Genomic DNA, 21,396 nt, shown 5'->3' with positions numbered 1-21,396 from the left:
TCCGCGGGAGCCGCTTGTTCCCGGTGGAGCGCAGCGAGAGTGAGAGGTATTCCGGACTTCCGGGATGGGTAATGGCTGGGAGGGCGCTCGTCGGCGAGATCAGCCATAATTATCCCGTCCGCGAGACAATCGACGAATGACGGCGCCGGATCGCCGCGTTAGCCTGCCGCCGATGGCGAGGAATTTCTGGCAGGGCGCCTTGCGCATCGAGGGTGAGACGGCCTGGTGGTCGGGCACGATCGGCGATGCGATTCCCCATCGTCATTTTGCGGCCCAGGCGGTCTTCGCGGATTCGCCCGTGCGAGCCATCGGGAGCGACGGCCGCGAAATTTCGGGCACCTGCCTGTTGATCGAACCCAACGCCCGGCACCAACTGCTCCCGTCCGCCGGTGCGGATATCTGTTTTGTCGAACCGACCGCCGGTTTCGGTCCGCCGGACAGGCTGCGGGATCGCATCGAAGCAGGCCGGTTTCAGATCGTGCCGGGCGCTGCGACGCGTCCCTTCTGGCAAGACTGGGTGATGCGCGCCCCGCGGCGAAGCATCGACACGCGCATCTCGGACGTGATTGCGACGATCGAACGGCGCCTCCCGCTCGGCACGGTTCGTCTGTTCGATGTCGCCGCCGGGACGCGGCTTTCGGTCGGCCGGCTTCGGCACCTGTTCGCTTCCGAGATTGGCATGCCGTTCCAACGCTATATCCTGTGGCGGCGCCTGAGCGCGGCGTTCGAGGAGCTGCTGGCAGGATCGAACATCACCGAGGCGGCCCATGCAGCCGGCTTTGCCGACGCCGCGCATTTTGCCCGGACGATCAAGGCCATGTTCGGCGTCCGCGCCAGCGACATCCTTCTGGAGCGATAGCCGCATCGTTCAAGCGTGCCGGTCCCTGCGGGGTTAGCGTTCTGATCATGGCAGATACAAATCGAGATTTCGTGCCCGCGCTGGGCAAGGTAGGCAATATCAAGCGATATGATGCGGTGCTCGCCTTGATGACGCGCGAGAAGAGGTGGCGCGGCGAGCTGGTGAAGCTCGTCGCGCCGGGGGCCGGTGAGACGATCGTCGATATCGGATGCGGCACCGGAACGCTTGCGATAGCGCTCAAGGCGGCGGCCCCGACCAGCATCATCTTGGGCGTCGATCCCGATCCGGAGGTGCTCGACATCGCCCGGAGAAAGGCAAGAGAGGCGGATGCGGATATCCTCTGGTTCGAGGCGATGGGCGATGCGCTCGATCAAATCGGCCCGCTCCAGCAATGCGACAAGATCGTCTCGAGCCTCGTGCTCCATCAATGTCCGATGGAGGTGAAGGAAGCGATCGTCGGTCAGATGTGGCGGCTGCTGAAACCGGGCGGCGGGCTCTACATCGCCGACTATGGCGAGCAACGCTCGCTCCTGATGCGAACTTTGTTCCGGCAGGTTCAGATGATCGATGGCTTCGAGCTTACCGAGCCGAATGCGCGGGGCTGCGTCCCCGAAATCCTGCGCGGCGCGGGTTTTCGCGATGTCGAGGAAGTCCGGGCCATCCCGACCCCGACGGGATCGATCTCCCTCTATCGGGCGGAGCGCTAGCCCGCGCCGCGGCTAGTCATGCTCCGGCTCGGCGCATTGCTCGCTGGCGGATTCCATCTGCAATGTTGCGTGCGAGATTTCGAACGCGTCGTGCAACGCTTCCGAAACCGCCAGCCGAACCGCGTCTGCTTCATGCCCCGGTGTCAGGACGACATGCGCCGTCAGGCTCATATCGCGGCCAGCGATGGACCAGAGATGGAGGTCATGGACTTCGGCCACACCCTCGACAGCTGCGATGCTTGCGCGCACCGCCCCAAGATCGACGCCGCGCGGAACGCCTTGCAGCAGGATATTGGTGGTGTCGCGCAGAAGAATCCACGTCCGCGGCAGCACCCAGAGACCGATCGCGATCGCGACGATCGGGTCGACCCAGCTCCAGCCGGTGAAATAGATCAGGATCGCGGCCCCGATGACCCCGAGCGAACCGAGCATATCGGCCCAAACCTCGAGATAGGCGCCCTTGACGTTGAGGCTCTCGTCCTTGCCGCGCGAAAGCACGCGCATCGATACAAGATTGATGATGAGCCCTGCGGCGGCAACCGCCAGCATGCCGAGCGACTGAACCTCCTGCGGCTCGACGAAACGCTTGATCCCTTCGTAGAGAACATAAGCGGCAACCGCGAAGAGCAGCAGGGCATTGAACGCTGCGGCGAGGATTTCGAAGCGGCGGTAGCCATAGGTTCGCTTGACGTCGGCGGGGCGGCGGCCGATGCGGATCGCGGCCAGCGCAATCGCGAGCGCGGCCGCATCGGTGAACATATGCGCGGCATCGGAGAGCAGGGCGAGGCTGTTGAACAGCCACGCCCCCACCAGTTCGGCGACGAGAAATGTGCCCGTCAGCGCCAGCGCGATTGTCAGGCTCCGGCTGTTCGCGCCCGCCGCATGGTCGTGCCCGGAATGGCCGCCCTCTTCTTGACTATGCGAATGCGCCATCGTTCGTCCTTTCGTCCTTCAGCGCGCGTCCGCCTCCATAACGCGCGTAGAGCGTCGGAAGTACGAACAGGGTGAGCAAGGTCGCCGAGATCAGCCCCCCGATCACCACCGTCGCGAGCGGTTTCTGCACCTCGGCGCCAGCGCCGGTCGCTAGCGCCATCGGCACGAATCCGAGACTTGCGACAAGCGCGGTCATCACCACCGGGCGAAGGCGCATGAGCGCGCCTTGCCGCGCGGCTTCGGCGCGCGCCATGCCCGAGCGCATCAGCTCCTGGATCGACGACACCATCACGAGCCCGTTGAGCACCGCGATACCCGACAGCGCGATGAACCCGACCGCTGCCGAGATGGAGAAGTCCATGCCGCGCAGGAACAGGGCAAGCACGCCGCCGATCAACGCCAGCGGCACCCCGGTGAACACGATCGCCGCGTCGCGCGGCGAACGAAGCGCGCCGTAGAGCAGCAGCAGGATCAGGATGAAACACGCCGGGATGACGAGCAGGAGCCGATCGCGAGCGGAGGCCAGATTCTCGAACTGGCCGCCCCATTCGAGGTAGCTGCCCGCGGGTAAGCGGACGTCCTTCGCGATACCTGCCTTGGCATCGGCGACGACGTCGGAAATCGCGCGGCCGCGAACATTGGCCTGGACGACGACGCGCCGCTTGCCATTTTCGCGACTGATCTGGTTGGGTCCATCGACGACGCGGATGTCGGCGACGCTGGCGAGCGGCACGAAAGAGCCGCCGGGAACGCGGACCTGCACCTGTTCGAGCACCGAGAGGTCCGAGCGCTGCGCGTCCGACAGCCGGACGACCACGGGGAAGCGGCGGTCGCCCTCGAAGATCGTGCCGGCCTGGCGGCCGCCGATCGTCGCGGTTACGACATCCTGCACATCCTGTGCGGTGACGCCGAGTCGCGCCATCGCCTCGCGGTTCGCCCGAATATCGAGCATCGAGAGACCTTCGGTTTCTTCGACACGCACATCGGTCGCGCCGTCGGTCTTCCGCAAGATCGCGGCGATTTCCTGCGCGGTCCGGTTCATGGCGTCGAAGTCGTCGCCATAGACTTTGACGGCAATGTCGCCGCGTACGCCGGCGATGAGCTCGTTGAAGCGCATCTGGATCGGCTGCGTGATCTCATAGGCATTGCCCGGAATCTTGTTCAGCTCCTTTTCCAGCCGTTCGACCAGTTCGGCCTTGGGCAGGCTGGGGTCGGGCCACTCCTTTCGGGGTTTCAGGATCACGAAATTGTCGGTCGCATTGGGCGGCATCGGGTCGGAGGCGAGGTCCGCCGTTCCCGTCTTCGAAAAAACGATGTCGACCTCGGGCTGCTTCGAGAGCATCCGTTCGATCGGAACCTGCATCGCCTGGCTCTGCTGGACCGATGTCGAGGGAACGCGGAACGCCTGGATCAGCAGGTCGCCCTCGTCGAGCTGGGGCAGGAACACCTGGCCGAGCGAGAAGAAGGCAAGGATCGCGACGACGAACCCGCCGATCCCGGCGCCGAGCGTGACCTTGGGTTTGCTCATCGCCCGGTCGAGGCCGGGTTCGTAGCGCTGCTTGAGCCAGGTCATGATTCGGCCCTCCTTCTCCTCGACGCGCTTGGAGAGCCAGATGGCGATCGCCGCCGGCACGAAGGTGAGCGAGAGGATGAAAGCGAAGCCGAGCGCAATGATCACGGTCAGCGCCATCGGGATGAAGGTCTTGCCCTCAACCCCGCTCAAGGTGAGCAAAGGCACATAGACGAGGATGATGATCGCCTGGCCATAGACCGAGGGGCGCACCATCTCGCGCGCCGCCGCTGCGACCGACGCAAGCCTCTCCTGAAGCGTCAGGATCCGCCCCTCGCGGTGCTGGAACTCGGCCATGCGGCGAAGCGCATTTTCGACGATGATGACGGCGCCGTCGACGATGAGGCCGAAGTCGAGTGCGCCGAGGCTCATCAGGTTCGCCGACACGCCCGCGCGCAGCATGCCGAAGCTGGTGAGGAGCATGGTGATCGGGATAACGAGCGCCGCGATCAGCGCCGCGCGGAAATTGCCGAGCAGGAGGAAAAGCACGACGATGACGAGCAGCGCGCCCTCGGTCAGGTTCTTGCCGACCGTCCAGATCGTCGAATTGACGAGCTTGGTGCGATCGAGAACCGGCTCGATGACGACATCGGGCGGGAGCGACGCGTTGGTCGCATCGAGCCGGTCGGCAACCGCGGTCGCGACGGCCCGGCTGTTCTCGCCGATACGCATGATCGCGGTGCCGACGACGACCTCGGTGCCATTCTCCGATGCCGAGCCCATGCGCACGGCTTGGCCGGTGCGGACGCTTGCAACCTGGTCGAGCGTGATCGGCACGCCCGACCGCGTCGCGACCACGACCCGCGACAGCTCGGCGGTATCGCGAATGAGCGCATCGGAGCGGACGGCAAGCCCTTCGCCGTTGCGTTCGACGACCCCGCCGCCGACGCTCGTGTTGTTGCGTTCGAGCGCTTCGGCAAGGTCGGTGAGGCTAAGGTCGAGCGCCGCCAGCCTTTGCACATCGGGCACGACCATATATTGCTTCGAATAACCGCCGATCGCATCGATCCCGGCGACGCCCGAGACGGTGCGGAGCAGCGGCGTGACGATCCAGTCCTGCGCGGTGCGAAGATAGGTGGCCTTGTCCGCCTCGGTGACGAGGCGTTCGCCCTCGGGCGTTACGTAGCTGCCGTCGGGTTGGAGGCCGGGTTCGCCGGGCTTGTGCGCATCATCCTTGCGGTGCGCGAGACGCACCGTCCACATATAAACTTCGCCGAGACCCGTCGCGATCGGACCCATCTCGGGCCGGACGCCGTCGGGCATGGTCTCGGTCGCTTCATTGAGGCGCTCGCCGACCTGCTGGCGCGCAAAATAGATATCGGTCTCATCGGTGAAAACGGCCGTGACCTGTGCGAAACCGTTGCGGCTCAACGAGCGTGTATATTCAAGCCCTGGAATCCCGGCGAGCGCGGTCTCGATCGGGAAGGCGACCTGCTTCTCGACAAGTTCGGGTGAAAGCGCCGGCGCGCGGACGTTGATCTGGATCTGGTTGTTGGTGATGTCGGGAACCGCGTCGATCGGCAGGCGCGACAGCGCGAAGGCTCCGATGACGGCGGCAATGGCGGTGAGCAGGACGACAAGCCAGCGCTTCTCGACCGCCCAGGTGACGGTGCGGGCGATCATGGCTTAATCCTCATGGCCTGCTTCGCCCTTGCCGATTTCCGACTTGAGCGCGAAACTGTTGGTGATGGCGATCTGTTCGGTGCCCTTGAGTCCCGAACGTATGATCACATTGGCGCCGGCGCGGTCGCCCAGCACGACTGGAACGACCTCGAAACCCTCTTTGGTGCGAACGAACACGACACTCTTGCCTTCGACGGTCTGGATCGCGGTCGAGGGAACGCTGATCGATGCATCGCCGTCGGCGCCAGCGAGCGCGACCGACGCGGTCACCGCTTCGCCGACGCGCCATTGTCCGGCGCGATTATCGAGGATCGCGATCGCGGGCGCGAGCTTCGTGGTCGGATCGAGCGCGGGCGAGACGAAGCTGATCTTGCTGGTCGCCTGGCGTCCGGGCGCGCTGACCGAAACGATAGCGCCCGGGCGAATGCGTCCTGCGTCCGCGGGCTGAAGGTTCAGCGACAGCGAAACGCTCGACAGGTTCGCGATGCGGTAAAGCTCGGCGTCGGCGGCGACGGTCTGTCCGAGAACGACGCTGCGCGCGATCACCTGTCCCGAGATCGGTGCGGCAATCGCGATCCGGTTGAGCTGGCCGCCACCGCCGCCCGCTGCCGATACCTGTTGCTGGGCGAGCTGATAAGCGATCCGCGCCTCGGTCGCGGCGGTGCGCGCCGCAATGACATCCTGCTCGGGCGACACGCGCTGCGCGAACAGCCGCTCCTCGCGGGCGAGATTGGAGTTGGCGAGCGCGAGGCGCGCGCGTGTGGCCTGCACCTCGCCCTGGAGCTGTGCCGCCTCGCGGCTTTCGATGATCGCGAGCGTCTGTCCCCGGCCGATGGTCTGCCCGAGATTGCGATTGAGGGCGACGACGCGCCCGCCGATCGCGGCCGACACGGCCTGGGTTGCTTGCGGATCGCCTTCGATCGTCGCCGGCAATTGCAGGGCGCCGGCGCTGCCGACCGTCGGGCGACCGAGGGCGATCCCGGCGATCTTGACCTGTTCGTTCGTGAGCGCGATTTTTCCTTCGTCGGCATGGCCGGCCTCTTCCTCGCCATGCTCGTCGGCGGGCTTGGCGCTCTCGCCGCCGCCGCACGCCGCGAGGAAGAATGGCAGTGTCGCGGCGAGCAGCAGCTTTCGGCTGATGTTGATGGTCATGGCGTCAATTTCCTTTGAGGGGCGCGGGAGCCGTGAGGCGTTCCAACCGGGCCTTGGCAAGTTGATAGGAGGCGAGCGCTTCGATCGACGCGACCCGCATCTCGGTCAGCGTCCGTTCGGCATCGAGCAGGTCGAGCTGCCCGAACTTGCCCTCGCGGTAGCCGATGCGCGCGATGCGGGCCGCTTCCATCGCCGCTGAGAGGGCGGGGCCGCTCGCGACCCGCGCCGCCGCCGCCGCATTGGCGGCTTCCACCTCGGCATCGCTGATCGCCTGCTCGACGTCGAGCGCCGTGACGCGCCGCTGCGCGTCGGCGCGCCGCCGCTCGGCATTCGCCTGGTCGACCGCCGCGCGTCCGTTGTTGAACAGCGGCAGTGGCACCGAAACGCTGAACACCGCCGCCACATCGTTGGTCGCCTCGATCCGGCGAACCCCCGGCCCGACCGTGACGTCGGGCACGCGTTGCGAGCGTGCCAGCCGGACGCCGGCATCGGCGGTCCGGAGATCGGCGTCGGCGGCCGCCAACGCGAGCGTGCCCGCCGCCGAAACGGGGCGGGGTGGACCCGTCGTTCCGTTTCCGGGTCCACCGAGCACCGCTATGTCGAGCGGGCCGGCGACCGGACGTCCGACGCGCCGCGCGAGGTTGGCACGGGCGGCATCGGCGAGGCGCCGCGCTTTGCCGGCCTCGGCCTCCGCGGTCAGTCGCGCGACTTCGGCGCGCTCCTGTTCGAGCGGCGATGCGCGCCCCGCCTGCACCCGGATTGTCGCGGCACGCGCGGTGTCGCCCGCGATACGATATTGATCCTCGGCCATCGCGACCCGCACATCGGCCGCGGAGGCCTGGATATAGAGTTCGGTCACTTGCAGTCTTATGTCCGCCTGGGCGATCGCCTGGGCGATTTGCGCGCGGTGCGTCGCAGCATCGGCAACCGCGACGCGCGCTTGCCGCTTGCCGCCGAGTTCGAGCGGGATCGCAACGCTTGCCGTCACGTCGGCGCCATTGATGCCATTATAGGGTCCGGTGCCGACGAAATTCTCGACTTCGACCGAAAGCGCGGGATTGGGCCGGAGCCCCGCCGCGCGGCGCGCGGCGTTCGCGGCATCGACGTCCGCCGCCGCGGCTTCGCCCGCGGGCGCGCTGCCGCCCGCGAGCGCGACGGCCTCGTCGAGCGTCAGAAGCGGGCCGGATATCTGGCGGCTTTCGGTGCCGGCCTCCTGTGCGTGCGCGATCGCGACGCACGATGTAGCTGCCACCAGGGCAGCAACGAACCTGAACATAAAGATTCCATCCTCGGTTAATCGGAGAGATCGCCGCGTAAAAAGCGGCGAGCGTGCTCAGATCGCGAGGAGCGGCGGATCGAGTAGCGGGGGCAGGACGCGCGAAGCGAGCTGGGTCGCGGGCGCGGCAAAAAGCGGCGCGCGGGCTGGTTGCGCTGGGACGTCGGTCGATGTGGGCTTGAGGTCCGGCGCGACCGGGCAATGATGATGCCCGCCATGCGCGAGCTGCGATGCAGGATTCTGCCTGTCCTGTTCGCCGTCGCCGGCCGACAGGTGAAAGGCGGTTTCGCTTGCCGTGGAATGCGCCGACGCCGGTTCGGCGACGTGCATGCTGCAAAGCAGCACCCCGATGATCATCAGCAGTCGCATGAACGCATTCGACATGGCCCTTCCCCTATCAGCGCGAAACCGGTTTGTCGTGTGGCGAAATCATCTTGGCGAGATCGGGCGGCACCGGCATTGGACGGAAGGCGCTGATCCGGGCGCGGCCCGTATTGCCGACGGGCAGCCTGCCGGTCAGCGATCCCAGCGGGACGAGGGCAAGCCGCAGCAGCTGGCCGGCCACCTCGCGCCCGTCGCGAAGGGCAATCGCAAAACCGAGCATGTGCCAGTGCGCAGACAGGTGAAGTGCGAAAAAGGGCTGCGCAACGATGTGCGCGCGTCCGATGGCGTTCCAGGCGGCAGGATGGTCGCCGTCCCGGCGAGCGGCGCGATATTGCGTCATCTCGACCGCGATCAGCGCGGCCGCGTCCCGACGGTCCAACATGCTCATGCGATTATCCCTCCGCTCGATTCGCCGCCCTTATGCACCCTGTAGCTACTACAGGGTCAAGTCTGCCGATCGGGTGCCGGTCATGCGGGGTTGAAGGGCTCCAGCATGCCGAACCATGCGACGAGCGCGAGGATCGCGAGACCTGCCAAGGCTTCGAGGATCAGGCTGCGGCGCATCGCGCGCGCCGCGCTGGCAGGATCGGTATCGGGCTCGTCGAATGCGCGCCCGAGCGCGGGGGTGAGACGCCAGCGGTTGGCGGCGGCGAGCGCCAGCATCGCGGCGAACAGGACGAGCTTTATCGCAAGAAGCTGACCATAGGGCGAGGCGATCGACCGCCCGATATTCGCGGCCCCGACGATCATCTGGCCGTTCACCAGTCCGGTCGCCGCGATCAGGAGCACGCACAATGTCCCCACCGGCGCGAACCGGTCGAGGCTTCGGGCCGTCATCGCGAGACGGTCTTTTGCGACCGGTTCGCCCGGACGGAGCAGCAGCAGGAAGCCGGCAATCGCGCCCAGCCAGATCGCGGCGGCAATCATATGGAGCGTGTCGCTTGCCCGGTGAATCCATCCGGCGGTGCCTTCGCTCGCCCCGGCATGGCCCGACCAGGCCAGCGTCGCCAGCGCGACCGCCCCGGCCGCGGCGGCGATCATTGTCGCCGCGACCGGGTTGCGGGCGATACGGAAAGCGGCGACCGTCGCGACAAGCAGGGCTGCCATGCGCACGAGCCAGGCGACGCCGACATCGGTCTCGCCCACGAGCGCGACGACCATTGCCGGGTCGATGGCGAAGATCCCGATCCCCTGCATGCTGGCGGTCAGGACCGCCATGCCCATGAGCGAAAGGAACAGGGCCGCGGCGCAGAGCCACCGCATCGGCCGGGAGAGGATCGATCCCAGTTCGGGATCCTGCCGCTCGCCAGGCTTCAGCGCATGGATCGGGAAAGCGGCGAGTCCCGCGATGAGCATCAGGACCGCGAACAGCGCGAACCGGACACCCATCAGCAGGAGATCGGCCACGGCCTTATTTCACCGTGAAGCTGAATTCGCTTCCCATGCGGTGCGTATCGGCGCCCGCTGCCGACCATGTGACCTTGTAGGTGCCGGGGACGAGCGCGCGCTTGGCGGTGAGCGTCAGCGACTTGCCGTCCTTGCCCATCGACGACGTCGCCGGAATCTTCATCGGCGCGTGATTGGCCATGCCCGGCATGCCGGTCATCACCAGCTCGGCTTTCACGGTCGAGGCGATCAGCTTTTCGTTGAAGCGCAGGTTGACCGAGGTCACTTTCGAGGCGGTCGCATTGGCGGCCGGGGTCGAGGCGACGAGCTTGGCATGCGCGCCCGCCGCGACGGGCGTCAGAAGCAGCGCGAGGGCGGCGGTTGCGGCGGGGAGAAATGACTTCATTATAAAAACCTCCAAATTCGGGTCTGTCCTGCTAATACGCAAAGCGGCGGCACGGCCCTCGGAAAATCGGCAAGCTCTTGTTGGATTATTTCTGAGGGATGATGCGATCGTGCGCGTATTATCTGTTGTGGACTGCGGGAAGGCCGATGGACGAACTCCGGATTTTGAATGAAGCGCAGGTGCCGATCGAGCTCGAAACGCTCGACGAGCGTGTGCTGTCCGCGCTCGCGGGTCGGCAGCGCGAGGCGTCGGCGGTGCGGCGCATGATGGCGATTGCCGCTTTCGTTTCGCTGGGTGGTGGCTTCGTTGTCGGCAGCGCGGTCGTTCCGCCCGCCGTTGCCGCGAGCCCGATCACGCCGCTCATTCCGGCCAGTCCGCTGGCCCCCTCGACCTTGCTGGATTCGCGTTGATGACGTCGTCGCGCCGTTTGCTGCTCTTCGGTCTGGTCGCGTTCGTCGCGGCACTCGCTGGCGTGCTCGCCGGACGCCTCGTCGTCGAGGCGCCGCGTGCCAGCGAAACCGAACTTCACGCGCTTCTCCATCGCGAACTGAAGCTTTCACCCGCGCAGAAGGTGAAGCTCGACAAGATCGAGGCGAAATTCGCGACCCGGCGCGATGCGCTCGAACTCGACATGCGCGCCGCCAATATCCGGCTTGCGCAGGCGATCGAAGCCGAACATGGCTATGGACCGCGCGTTACCGAGGCGATCGACGAGACCCACCGCGTGATGGGCGAGCTGCAGAAGGAGACGCTCCAGCATCTGTTCGCGATGCGCGTCGTCCTCGACCGCGAGCAGGCCGCGATGTTCGACAAGAGCGTGGTCCAGGCGCTGACCGCCGATGCGCGGTGACCCTCGACCTTGCGCAATGTAGCGACCGCGAGCTCGCTGCGCTGGCAAGCGCCGGTCAACAACAGGTCTATCGGGAATTGTTGCGACGGTACAAGGCGCCGGTCTTTCGCCTGATCCGTGCCAATATCGGCGATCCGGACGAGGCGATGGATTTGACGCAGGAAACTTTTGTCGCCGGCTTTGCGGCGCTTGGCCGCTACGATGCGGACCGGCCGTTCCGGATATGGATCGCCCGGATCGCGCTCAACAAGTGCCGCGACTGGGCGCGGCGCCGCGCGGTCCGGTCCTTCTTCGCGCGCGCCTTGCCGCTCGAAAGCGCCCATGATGTCGCGAGCGATGGCCCGGCGCCCGATGCCGAAGCGGCCGACCGGGCCGAACTCGCCCGCGTCCGCGCCGCCATGTCGCGCCTCGCACCCAATTTGCGCGAGGTTCTGGTGCTTCGCGGCGTCGAGGAGCTGAGTCAGGCGGAAACCGCCGAACTGCTCCAGACAAGCGAGAAGACGATCGAAATGCGGCTCTACCGTGCCCGTGCGAAATTGAAGGCGCTGCTCGGCGAGACGGCCGTGCGCGAGACAGGCTGAAGGCAGGAGCGCAGCTCATCACGCAATTTCGTCCGAAAGGGTGAGGGGCGGGGGAGCGTGCCGCGTATGACTATTGAGACAAGGCAATATCCGGGAATTTTATGCAGATAGACAGGCGTCGTTTCGTGACGGGGGCATTGGGCGGCGGAACCGTGGCCGCGCTTGCTCCCTGGTTTCCGGCCTGGGCGCAGTCGGTGTCGCCCGGCATTGTTGCGCCGCTGCCGACGGTGTCGGGGAATGATATCAGCCTTCGCATCGCGCGTCAGACGATGCGGATCGACGGCAAGGTCAGCCGCGCGATCGGGATCAACGGCACCGTGCCCGCGCCGCTCGTGCGCCTGAAGGAAGGCCAGACGGCACGCCTCACCGTCATCAACGACCTCGATGAGGACAGCTCGATCCATTGGCACGGGCTGATCCTGCCGTTCCACATGGACGGCGTGCCCGGCGTCAGCTTCCCCGGGATCAAGCCGCGATCGCGCTTCGTCTATGAATTTCCCGTCGTCCAATCGGGGACCTATTGGTATCACAGCCATTCGGGGCTTCAGGAACAGCTCGGTCATTACGGCCCGATCGTCATCGATCCCGCCGGTCCCGATCCGATCGGTTATGATCGCGAGCATGTCGTCGTCCTCTCGGACCATAGCCAATTGTCGCCCGAGGCGATCTTTCGAAAGCTCAAGGTCAACCCGGGCCATTTCAACATGCAGCGCCAGACCCTGTCCGGTCTGCTGGCCGGCAAGGACCAGTCGCTGAAGGAGCGCGTCGAATGGGGCGCGATGCGCATGGACCCGACCGATGTCGCCGACGTCAACGGATCGACCTATAGCTTCCTCGTCAACGGCCACGGTCCGCGCGACAATTGGACCGCGCTGTTCCATCCGGGCGAGCGCGTGCGGCTGCGGATCGTCAACGCCTCGGCGATGACGATCTTCAATGTGCGTATACCCGGTCTCAGGATGACCGTCGTCCAGGCCGACGGGCTCAACGTCGTGCCGACCGAGATCGACGAGTTCCAGATTGCCGTCGCCGAAACCTATGATGTCATCGTGACCCCGATCGAGGACCGCGCCTATACGCTGGTCGCCGAGGCGAACGACCGTTCGGGCATGGGACGCGCGACGCTCGCGCCGCGCGCCGGCATGGCCGCCGCGGTGCCGCCGCTCCGCGAACGCCCGCTCGCGACGATGAAGGACATGGGCATGGGCACGATGGCGAGCGGCGATGCGTCGTGCACGCCCGAACATGCGGCAATGGGCCATTGCACCCCGCCGCCGGCCGACGGCGGGGTCGTCGATCACGCCGCGATGGGCCATGATGCCGGGGGCATGAACCACAGCATGCGCGACTTCAGCGTCGCGCCGCAGGTCAAGCGCGACCCGAGCGTCCAGTCGATCTCGCCGATGCCGGTCGACCGCATGGGCGAACCGGGGCAGGGGCTCGAGGACGTCGGGCACAAGGTGCTGACCTATCACGACCTTGTCGCGCTCGAACGCAATCCCGATGTGCGCGCCGCCTCGCGCTCGCTCGATATCCACCTCACCGGCAATATGGAACGCTTCATGTGGTCGTTCGACGGCGTGAAAATGTCCGACCATCACGAGCCGATCCCCTTCATCGAGGGCGAACGGGTCCGGATCAACCTCATCAACGATTCGATGATGAGCCACCCGATCCACCTTCACGGCCATTTCTTCGAACTGGTCACGGGAAAGGGCGACCGTTCGCCGCGCAAGCACACGGTGCTGGTCCAGCCCGGCGGCACCGCGAGCTTCGACTTCACCGCCGACGCGCTCGGCGACTGGGCGTTCCATTGTCATATGCTTTACCACATGCATGCCGGGATGATGCGCGTCGTGAGCGTCCGTCCGAAGGGAGAAGCCGAATGACGCGCATCGCGCTCCTTCTCTCGGGCATCGCGCCGCTCGCCTTCGCGGTTCCCGCCGCGGCCCAGTCGGCGGATCATTCGATGCACGGTTCGGCGCCCGCGCCGGCGGCAAAGCCATCGGCCGAGTCTCCGGGCTGTTCGCCCGAGCATGCGGCGATGGGCCATTGCACACCGGAACCCGACGTCTCCGAAGAGAAGGCTGACGCGGGCGCGATGGATCATGGGACGATGTCGTCATCCGATCCCGATTGTCCGCCCGAACATGCCAAAATGGGCCATTGTACGCCGAAGGACCCGCCCGCCACGGAGGGGATGGAGAAGGCGACCGCGGCGAGCGGCACGGACTTGCCGCCGGGCGATGGCACCGCGCCGGCGCCGCCGGCCGACTGGTATGCCGACCGCATCTATCCGGGCGCCGCAATGGAACATTCGCGCCACGAGATGATGAAGGAGAATGGCGCGCAGACCATCGCCTTTATCAGCTTCAATCTCGCCGAATATCAGGCGCGCAAGGGCGGCGACGGTTTCCGCTGGGCTGGCGAGGCCTGGTACGGCGGCGACATCAACCGGCTCACACTCAAAAGCGAAGGCGAGGGCGTCTTCGGCGAAGGCATTGAGGGCGCCGAAGTTCAAGCGCTCTACAGCCGCGCGATCGGCCCCTATTTCAACGCGCAGGCGGGTATCCGGCAGGATCTGGGCCCCGGCCCCGACCGAACCTATGCGACAATCGGCTTCGAGGGGCTGGCGCCCTATTGGTTCGAAGTCGAGGGCGCGTTGTTCCTCTCGAACAAGGGCGACCTGCTCGGCCGCCTCGAGGGCTATTACGACCAGCGCATCACCCAGAAACTGATCCTCCAGCCGATGGCCGAACTCAATTTCTCGGCGCAGGATGTGCCCGAAACCGGAACGGGCTCGGGCCTGTCCGACGTCGAGCTGGGGCTTCGCCTGCGATATGAAATCGTCAGGGAGTTCGCGCCCTATGTCGGTGTCGAATGGGCGCGCAAGGTGGGCGACACCGCGCGCTTTGCCCGCGCGGCGGGCGAGGATGCGAGCGGGGCCAGCTTCGTCATGGGGATACGCGCCTGGTTCTGAGCCGCGGCGGGCGGCGCATCGAGACGAGGCACATCGTGTGCACTCCTATCGCCGCCTTGCGCTCCAGGCTTTCGCAGGCGACGCCGCTATCTAGCTGGTGACCATCGCCCGACCCGACGCAGGCCCGGCCGGGCCCGGCCAAAGGCGGTGGAATCTCCCGCCGCCGCTCCTTCGCGAACGACAGAAAGCGATAAAAGGACTCGCCGTTCCCGGCATCCCGCGCGATTCGCGGGGATGGAAATGCCCGACGCGAGCAAGAACGCCTTCGACGAGATGGCCTTTGGCGGCGAGGGCCAGTCCTGGGTTTTTGCGGCCTGGCTGGCGCCCGGCACGCATCGCTGCCCGCGTTCAAAAAAATGTCATTCGGCATGAGGGGTAGATGCTTCGGATGCGTATTATATGGACCGACTGCGCTCCCTTGAGTGCTATATAAGATATTGATCTTAAACGTAAATTTTTATTGACCTGTATATACATTTGATGCTCTCTGCGGTGGGTAACGCAACCAACAGGGGGTTTCGCGATGAAGATCAGGACAGTTTTGCTCGCCGGTGCAGCGGTTTGTGCGGGCATTTCCGCGCCAGCATTCGCGCAAGCCGAGTCGGCACCCGAGACGGGCGCTGAAGGCGCGACCAGCGGCAGCGATATCGTTGTGACCGGGTCGCGCATCCGCCGCCAGGATCTCGCCGGGGTTGGACCGGCAACGGTGGTCTCGGCCGAGCAGATCGAGAATACGGGCGTCGTCAATATCGAGACCGTGCTGCAGCGCCTCCCCGCCAACGCGGGCTTCGCGGGCAACCAGACCTCGGCCTATTGGGCGAACAACGGCTATGGCACGGCGCAGGTGAACCTGCGCGGCCTCGGCATCAAGCGCACGCTCGTCCTGCTCAACGGCCGCCGTCTCGTCGCGGGTGGCACCGGGGCGAACTCGTCGCCCGACCTCAACATGATCCCCGTCGCGGCGCTCGCGCGCACCGACGTCCTCAAGGACGGCGCTTCGGCGATCTACGGCGCCGACGCGATGGCGGGCGTCGTCAACCTCGTGACCCGCACCGACTATGAAGGCCTTGGCCTCAGCGTTCGTCAGGGGCTTACCGAAAAGGGCGACGGATCGGACTTCACCGCCGACCTCCTCTGGGGCGTCCGCAACGATCGCGGCGGCTTCATGGCGGCCGTCACCTATCAGAAGACCAAGGCGGTCAACATGGCGAGCCGCGCGCCCTGCTCGCTGGCGGAGACCACGCCCGGCGCGCTGAGCTGCGTCAACAGCGCGTCGACGATCGGCGGCCGCGCGGTGCTGCCGAACGGTCAGCAGATCAACTTCAATCAGGTGCTGGGCGGCAACGGCAATTTCTTCGAGCCGTACAGCGCGGCAAAGCATAATTTCAATTCGAACCCGTTCCTGAACGCGGTCAGCCCCGTCGAGCGCGTCAGTACCGCCTTTTTCGCCGACTATGACATCGCCGACAATATCGAGGCGTTTGGCGAGTTCCTCTACACCTTCCGCAAATCGAACCAGATCGCGACGCCGGGAACGCTGCGTAATCTGTCGATCGCGGCGAGCAACCCGACCAACCCGACGGGACAGAATATTGTCCTCATCCAGCGCCGCCTCGCCGAGCCCGGCCCGCGCCAGTTTTTTCAGGAGACCGATACCTGGCAGGGCACGTTCGGCCTGCGCGGCAAGCTGTCCAACGATTGGGGTTGGGAAGTCGCGGGCGCGTTCGGCCGCAACACGGCGGTCGACGGGTCGACCAACATCGCCAATCTGGAACGTGTCCGCAACACGCTCGACACGACAAAGTGCAGCCTCGCCGCCGGCGCGACGATCCCCTGCGCCGACTATCTTGGCTTCGGCGACCTGACCCCGCAGGTTCTCGACTATATCCTCTTCACATCGCGCGATCGCGGCGGGAATGAGCTCGCGACGGTCACCGCCGACCTCAACGGCGATCTGTTCAAGCTGCCCGCGGGGCCCGTCTCGTTCGCGGCGGGCGTTGTCTATCGCAAGGAAAAGGGCTGGCGCGATCCCGATCCGCTGACCGTGCTCGGCATCGCCAACACCAACCAGCAAAGCCCGATTTCGGGAACCAGCACCGCCAAGGAAGCCTATCTCGAGCTGTCGGTGCCGATCCTTGCCGATACGCCCTTCTTTCAGGCGCTGACGGCGGGCGGCGCGGTCCGCTATTCGAACTACGACCTGTTCGGCAGCGACTGGAACTACAAGGGAAGCCTCGACTGGGTCATCAATGACAGCTTCCGCCTGCGCGGCACCTATGGCACCGGTTTTCGCATTCCGAATGTCCCCGAATTGTTCGGCGGTGTGTCCGAAGGCAATCTGACCACGACCGATCCGTGCTCGCGCTATTCGACCAGCGGCAATGCCGGGCTGATCGCCAATTGCCGGGCGTCGGGAGTCCCGGCGAACTATGTCCAGCTCGGCACCACGATTTTGACGACGGTGGGCGGTAACGAGAATTTGCAGCCCGAAAGTTCGACCACCTGGACGGTCGGGACGGTCGTTTCGCCCAAGGGTCTCGTCCCCGGCCTGTCGCTCACCGCCGACTGGTTCGATATCAAGATCAAGGACGCGATCCGCGCGATTCCGGGGTCGACCAAGCTCGCCATCTGCTACGCCAGCACGAACCTGTCGCATCCCTTCTGCGACGATTTCACGCGCAGCCCGCTCACCGGCGAAGTCACTTTCCTCTCGGCGCAGCCGATCAACACCGGCCGCGAGGAAATGAACGGGCTCGATCTCGGTCTCGTTTACGCGGGCGGCATCGGCAGCGTGAACATCTCGCTCGACGTCAACCTCACCTACCTCAACAAATATGTCGTCCTGCCTTTCCCCGGCGGCGCGCCGATCGATTTCGACGGCTTCATCGGGGGCGGTAATGGCGGCTATTCGAAATGGCGCGGCTATGGCGTGCTGACCGCCGAAAAGGACGGTATCAGCGCGACCTGGTCGACCCAGTGGGTGGGTAAGGCGACCGACTTCAATGCGGACCCCGGCGAGATCGGCTACAGCACGCCCAATGTCTTCTATCATAATCTTCAGGTCGCATTCGAGATCGACGAAAAAACCCGCTTCCAGCTGGGGGTCGACAATCTCTTCGATCGCAAGGCGCCCTATATTCAGAGCTTCACCGATGCGAACACCGACACGATGACCTATGATCTGCTCGGACGGCGTTTCTACGTCGGTTTCCGCACGGCATTCTGAGGGCAGGGGGAATGGCGATCCGTTGGCCGCTGCTTGTTCGGCGAACGCATAAATGGTTGGCGCTGGTCGTCGGCGTCCAGGCACTGCTCTGGACGCTGACCGGCCTCTACATGGTGGTGGTCCATATCGACATCATCCATGGCGACAATCTCGTGCGGGCGCCGGTTGCCGAACCGTTCGACCTTGCCGGCCTTGCACCGCCCGCGCGCATCGTCGCGGCGGCGCCCGGCGCGTCCGAACTCCGGCTGCAGCGCTTTTTCGACCGGCCCGTCTGGCGCGCCGAGACACCCGAAGGCGCGCGCCTCTACGATGCCCGCTCGGGCGCGCCGCTGCCTGCGCTGACCGAGTCCCAGGTTCGGGCGCAGGCGCGGCGCATCTACACCGGCGACGGGCGGATCGTGTCGGTGCGTTTGCTCACTACGGCACCGCAGGAAATGCAGTCGCGCAAGCCGCCTTATTGGCAGGTCGAGTTCGAGGGCTGGAATCGTCCGACGCTCTATCTCTCGCCGCAAACCGGCGAGCTGATTTCGCGCCGGCATGCGCTGTGGCGCGTCTTCGATTTCGCCTGGATGCTGCACATCATGGACTATGACGAACGGACCGACGTCAACAATCCGCTGCTTCGCGTCGCGACATGGAGCGCCTTTGCCATGGCGCTGACGGGCGCCTGGCTGCTGATCTGGTCCTTCAAGCGTCGCAAAAGGAACAAGGCATGAAACGCATCCGGCTGACGCCGCTGTTCTTCCGGCGCATTCACAAATGGGTGGGGCTCATCCTTGGCCTCCAGTTCCTCCTTTGGGCCCTGAGCGGCTCGGTGATGGCGCTGCTCGACAAGGACAAGGTCGGTGGCCATGGCGGCGGCATGTCGCACGCGCATCCGCTGCCGGCCGGGGCGTATTTCGACGTCGCCGCCTTGCCGCGCGGGGAGCCCGTGACCGGGGTGATCCTGCGCGACCTCGGTGCCCGGCCGGTCTATGAGCTTCGGTCTGCCAAGGGTGTTCGTCTGGTCGACGCGACGAGCGGCGCGCTTGTTCATGTCGACGAGCAAATGGCCCGTGATGTCGCCTCGATGATGAACGAGGCTCCGATCCGCAAGGTCAGCGTGCTGGCGAAGCCGAATCTCGAATCGCGCGACCATGAAGGCGCGATGTGGCGTGTCGACTTCGCCGATGCCGAGAATAGCAGCGCCTATGTCGCGCTCGACACCGCGCGCTTTCTCGTCATGCGCGGCGATACCTGGCGGACCTGGGATTTCTTCTGGATGCTCCACAATATGGACTATGTGAACCGGAAGAGCTTCAATCACCCGCTGATCATCTTCGTTGCCTTCGGCGCCTTATGGCTCTCGGGCACCGGCTTCTACCTGCTGTTCAAGAGTTTCAGCCGCGCCGACTTCCGCTGGCTGCGCCGGCGCCGCAAACCCGTCGTCACACGCAGCGCGGCCTGACCTGCCGGCGGTCAGTCGTCGATCGAGAAGGCGGCCGACAGCTCGAAGCGCGATCCGGGATGCGTCAGCCAGGCGTGGCTGACGAGGCGCGAATGGCTCCATGTCCGGCGCGTCATCCGCAGCACGGGTTCGCCGTCCGACAGCCCCAGCATGCTGTGGGTGCGCGCATCGGGCATCTCGGCGCGAACCCGATGTTCGACGCGCTCGAGCGGCGCCGTCCTTGTCAGATATTCGTTCGGCGTCATCTGCGTGAAGTCGATCTTGCCATAGTCGGGGGCGGCCGACGCGAGCACGAAACGCTCTTCGAGCTGGATCGGGAACTCGGCTTCATGATGCACGATGATCGAGTGGAACAGCCGGGTCCCGATCGGAACCTCGAGCAGCGCCGCCATGTCGGCATTGGCGCGTATCTCGTCATTCTGCACGACGCGCGCGCGGTAGATATGCCCGCGTTCCCGGATTTCTTCGGCGATATTGCGGATTTCGATCATCTGGCCGATCGGCTTGGGCTCGGCGATGAACGATCCGCTGCCCGCGCGGCGCACGAGGACGCCCGCGGCCTGTAGCTCGCGTAGGGCCCGATTGGCGGTCATGCGCGACACGTCGAACTGCTGGACCAGCTCGGCTTCCGACGGCACCCGGTCGCCCGGCTTCAGATGCCCGTCGCGAACGGCATCGCAAATGCTCTGCTTGATGGCGGCGTAACGAGGCGGAGACCGGTCATTTTCGTCGTCGGGGCTGCGGGGCCGGGCGGACGCGGATCCAGTCGAAAGCTTTGATCCGCGTCCGCGCGTGCGAGTGATAAAATCCATAACCCGTCTATACAGGTTGCGGTCGGTAGAAGCCAAGCACGCTGTTTGCAGGGCGCTCAGACGCCGGTTGCGACCGGACATATTCTGCGCTCAGCGCCGGAAGATAGGGGGGCAGTGAGTGCGCGCAGGCGCGAGAAAGCCGGGACAGTCATGGAGCGCAGCCTTTCGCGAGGGTGGACGCCGGAAACCAGCGGCGCCCGAACCCGCGGCGGTAAGGGCGCAGGGCTCAGCCCGCCGAGAAGTTCAGCGACACGAGGGCAAAGACGAAGAGAAGAGCCACGGCCGTGAACAAGGCGGTCAGCGCCGTGAACAGGATCGCGCTCGACGGCCGCCGCGCATAAAGTTCGTTGGCATCGCTCGCGATCGCCGCATCGGCCATGTCGGCCGCTTCCTCGTCCGGGGCGGCTTTGAGCAACGCCGCGCTGATCGCGCTCGCGGGGACGGGCGTTAGAAATTCGCAGCCGAAGAGCCTGCCGTCGTGGCGGACGACGCGCGCGGGCGCGGCGCCGAGCTCGGGCAAGACCAGCAGGAAGGTTTCGCCGATGGTAAAGCCCGCGCCGGTCTCGATCAGCAGGCCGGTCCGCGACAGGTTGCGGATGATCACGGCGGATTCGGTCGTGGCGGTGCGCGCCGCGACATCGAGCCGGAGGGTGCGGCGGCTCGTTCGCCTGCGATCGGTCGTTTCGACGGGGGCCGCGATATGCGCCAGCAAGGATCTCACCAACCTCTCCTTTGGTGAACCATTATCGCCCGGCAACCCTTAATATTGCATTTTCGCCGCGGTTTTTTGGGTGCGCCGGTCGGGTGCATTGGCCTTGCTAAGATCGTGCCGGATTCACTTAACGCCGCGTGGAGAGTTGGGCCAATTCGCCGCTCGGACGGGGCGGCGAATGCGACGAGCCGTGTTAATTTGTGGTTCTAATTGGGACGAGGGCATCGCTTTGGTGGTGAGTGATCTTGATAGGGAATTCACATTATATCATTGAATATATGTTGTATTTTGCTCCACAGGCGATGCGAGGATGATCGCTCGTTTAGTGCAAATTAGCGATTGATAAAAATGTGTTAACGCGCTTGCGGATTTCCGGGAATCCATGTTTCCTAATGCGTGGGGAAGGTCCGAGTCGCTTGGACCGTGGGTCGCACTGACATTGGTGGAAATTTTGCTGTGCCGTTTTTGCGGCAGGGCGAGGTGCGTTCGAGG

At 65.4% G+C, this 21,396-nt stretch carries 21 protein-coding genes; 11 read left to right on the top strand and 10 right to left on the bottom strand.

What is annotated here, in order from left to right:
* Positions 1–136 precede the first annotated feature (136 nt).
* The gene (locus tag FG91_RS21115) at positions 137–859 is read left to right on the top strand and encodes a helix-turn-helix domain-containing protein (RefSeq protein WP_052187783.1); all 723 of its coding nucleotides are present in this window, start codon (positions 137–139) and stop codon (positions 857–859) included.
* Between the two features lie 47 nt (positions 860–906).
* Positions 907–1,566 carry a class I SAM-dependent methyltransferase gene (locus FG91_RS16895; protein ID WP_037517177.1) on the top strand — a complete coding sequence of 220 codons (660 nt, stop codon included), beginning with the start codon at positions 907–909 and terminating at the stop codon, positions 1,564–1,566.
* A gap of 12 nt (positions 1,567–1,578) precedes the next feature.
* Here FG91_RS16895 and FG91_RS16890 read toward each other — a convergent pair whose 3' ends face one another.
* The 8 genes from FG91_RS16890 to copC form a co-directional block, all read right to left on the bottom strand.
* Positions 1,579–2,499, bottom strand: a complete 921-nt coding sequence (locus FG91_RS16890; protein ID WP_037517174.1) for a cation diffusion facilitator family transporter — start codon at positions 2,497–2,499, stop codon at positions 1,579–1,581.
* The gene (locus tag FG91_RS16885; protein WP_037517171.1) at positions 2,483–5,692 is read right to left on the bottom strand and encodes an efflux RND transporter permease subunit; all 3,210 of its coding nucleotides are present in this window, start codon (positions 5,690–5,692) and stop codon (positions 2,483–2,485) included. The genes FG91_RS16890 and FG91_RS16885 overlap by 17 nt, the downstream gene beginning before the upstream one ends.
* A gap of 3 nt (positions 5,693–5,695) precedes the next feature.
* On the bottom strand, positions 5,696–6,844 hold the full coding sequence (locus FG91_RS16880) for an efflux RND transporter periplasmic adaptor subunit (protein ID WP_037517169.1): 1,149 nt from the start codon (positions 6,842–6,844) through the stop codon (positions 5,696–5,698).
* 4 nt (positions 6,845–6,848) lie between these two features.
* On the bottom strand, positions 6,849–8,120 hold the full coding sequence (locus FG91_RS16875; RefSeq protein WP_037517165.1) for a TolC family protein: 1,272 nt from the start codon (positions 8,118–8,120) through the stop codon (positions 6,849–6,851).
* 57 nt (positions 8,121–8,177) lie between these two features.
* Positions 8,178–8,504: a hypothetical protein gene (locus FG91_RS16870; RefSeq protein ID WP_037517160.1), complete on the bottom strand. Its 327-nt coding sequence runs from the start codon at positions 8,502–8,504 to the stop codon at positions 8,178–8,180.
* A gap of 13 nt (positions 8,505–8,517) precedes the next feature.
* Entirely contained in the window at positions 8,518–8,892 is a 375-nt protein-coding gene (locus tag FG91_RS16865; protein ID WP_235212074.1) for a DUF3703 domain-containing protein, read from the bottom strand.
* Between the two features lie 80 nt (positions 8,893–8,972).
* A complete protein-coding gene (gene copD, locus FG91_RS16860) occupies positions 8,973–9,911 on the bottom strand; it encodes a copper homeostasis membrane protein CopD (RefSeq protein WP_037517157.1) in 939 nt (312 codons plus the stop codon).
* Positions 9,912–9,915: 4 nt separating this feature from the next.
* Positions 9,916–10,296 carry a copper homeostasis periplasmic binding protein CopC gene (gene copC / locus FG91_RS16855; RefSeq protein WP_037517155.1) on the bottom strand — a complete coding sequence of 127 codons (381 nt, stop codon included), beginning with the start codon at positions 10,294–10,296 and terminating at the stop codon, positions 9,916–9,918.
* Between the two features lie 146 nt (positions 10,297–10,442).
* Between copC and FG91_RS16850 the strand changes: the two genes are divergently transcribed.
* The 9 genes from FG91_RS16850 to FG91_RS16815 all read left to right on the top strand — a co-directional run bounded on the left by FG91_RS16850 (position 10,443) and on the right by FG91_RS16815 (position 19,380).
* A complete protein-coding gene (locus FG91_RS16850) occupies positions 10,443–10,706 on the top strand; it encodes a hypothetical protein (protein WP_037517152.1) in 264 nt (87 codons plus the stop codon).
* The gene (locus FG91_RS16845) at positions 10,706–11,146 is read left to right on the top strand and encodes a periplasmic heavy metal sensor (RefSeq protein WP_037517149.1); all 441 of its coding nucleotides are present in this window, start codon (positions 10,706–10,708) and stop codon (positions 11,144–11,146) included. Before FG91_RS16850 ends, FG91_RS16845 begins: the two co-directional genes overlap by 1 nt.
* Positions 11,143–11,727, top strand: coding sequence for an RNA polymerase sigma factor (locus FG91_RS16840; protein ID WP_037517147.1), 585 nt, complete (start codon positions 11,143–11,145; stop codon positions 11,725–11,727). The genes FG91_RS16845 and FG91_RS16840 overlap by 4 nt, the downstream gene beginning before the upstream one ends.
* A 101-nt stretch (positions 11,728–11,828) precedes the next feature.
* Positions 11,829–13,616, top strand: coding sequence for a copper resistance system multicopper oxidase (locus FG91_RS16835; RefSeq protein WP_037517144.1), 1,788 nt, complete (start codon positions 11,829–11,831; stop codon positions 13,614–13,616).
* Positions 13,613–14,707, top strand: coding sequence for a copper resistance protein B (locus FG91_RS16830; protein WP_037517141.1), 1,095 nt, complete (start codon positions 13,613–13,615; stop codon positions 14,705–14,707). The genes FG91_RS16835 and FG91_RS16830 overlap by 4 nt, the downstream gene beginning before the upstream one ends.
* Positions 14,708–14,941: 234 nt before the next feature.
* Entirely contained in the window at positions 14,942–15,079 is a 138-nt protein-coding gene (locus FG91_RS22080) for a hypothetical protein (RefSeq protein ID WP_161785672.1), read from the top strand.
* Between the two features lie 151 nt (positions 15,080–15,230).
* A complete protein-coding gene (locus tag FG91_RS16825) occupies positions 15,231–17,933 on the top strand; it encodes a TonB-dependent receptor domain-containing protein (protein WP_037517138.1) in 2,703 nt (900 codons plus the stop codon).
* 11 nt (positions 17,934–17,944) lie between these two features.
* Positions 17,945–18,649, top strand: a complete 705-nt coding sequence (locus tag FG91_RS16820; RefSeq protein ID WP_037517136.1) for a PepSY domain-containing protein — start codon at positions 17,945–17,947, stop codon at positions 18,647–18,649.
* Positions 18,646–19,380 (top strand): PepSY domain-containing protein, encoded by a 735-nt coding sequence (locus FG91_RS16815; RefSeq protein WP_037517132.1) that lies wholly within the window; start codon positions 18,646–18,648, stop codon positions 19,378–19,380. The genes FG91_RS16820 and FG91_RS16815 overlap by 4 nt, the downstream gene beginning before the upstream one ends.
* Positions 19,381–19,391: 11 nt before the next feature.
* Here the strand turns inward: FG91_RS16815 and hutC are convergent, their stop codons facing one another.
* Both hutC and FG91_RS21110 read right to left on the bottom strand, forming a co-directional pair.
* A complete protein-coding gene (hutC, locus tag FG91_RS16810; RefSeq protein WP_268746387.1) occupies positions 19,392–20,192 on the bottom strand; it encodes a histidine utilization repressor in 801 nt (266 codons plus the stop codon).
* A 226-nt stretch (positions 20,193–20,418) separates the two neighbouring features.
* Positions 20,419–20,913, bottom strand: coding sequence for a PilZ domain-containing protein (locus tag FG91_RS21110; protein WP_161785671.1), 495 nt, complete (start codon positions 20,911–20,913; stop codon positions 20,419–20,421).
* Between the last annotated feature and the right edge of the window lie 483 nt (positions 20,914–21,396).

It is taken from the genome of Sphingopyxis sp. LC81 (assembly GCF_000756375.1).
Taxonomy (GTDB): Bacteria; Pseudomonadota; Alphaproteobacteria; order Sphingomonadales; family Sphingomonadaceae; genus Sphingopyxis.
This window is presented reverse-complemented; position numbering and strand designations above follow the sequence as displayed.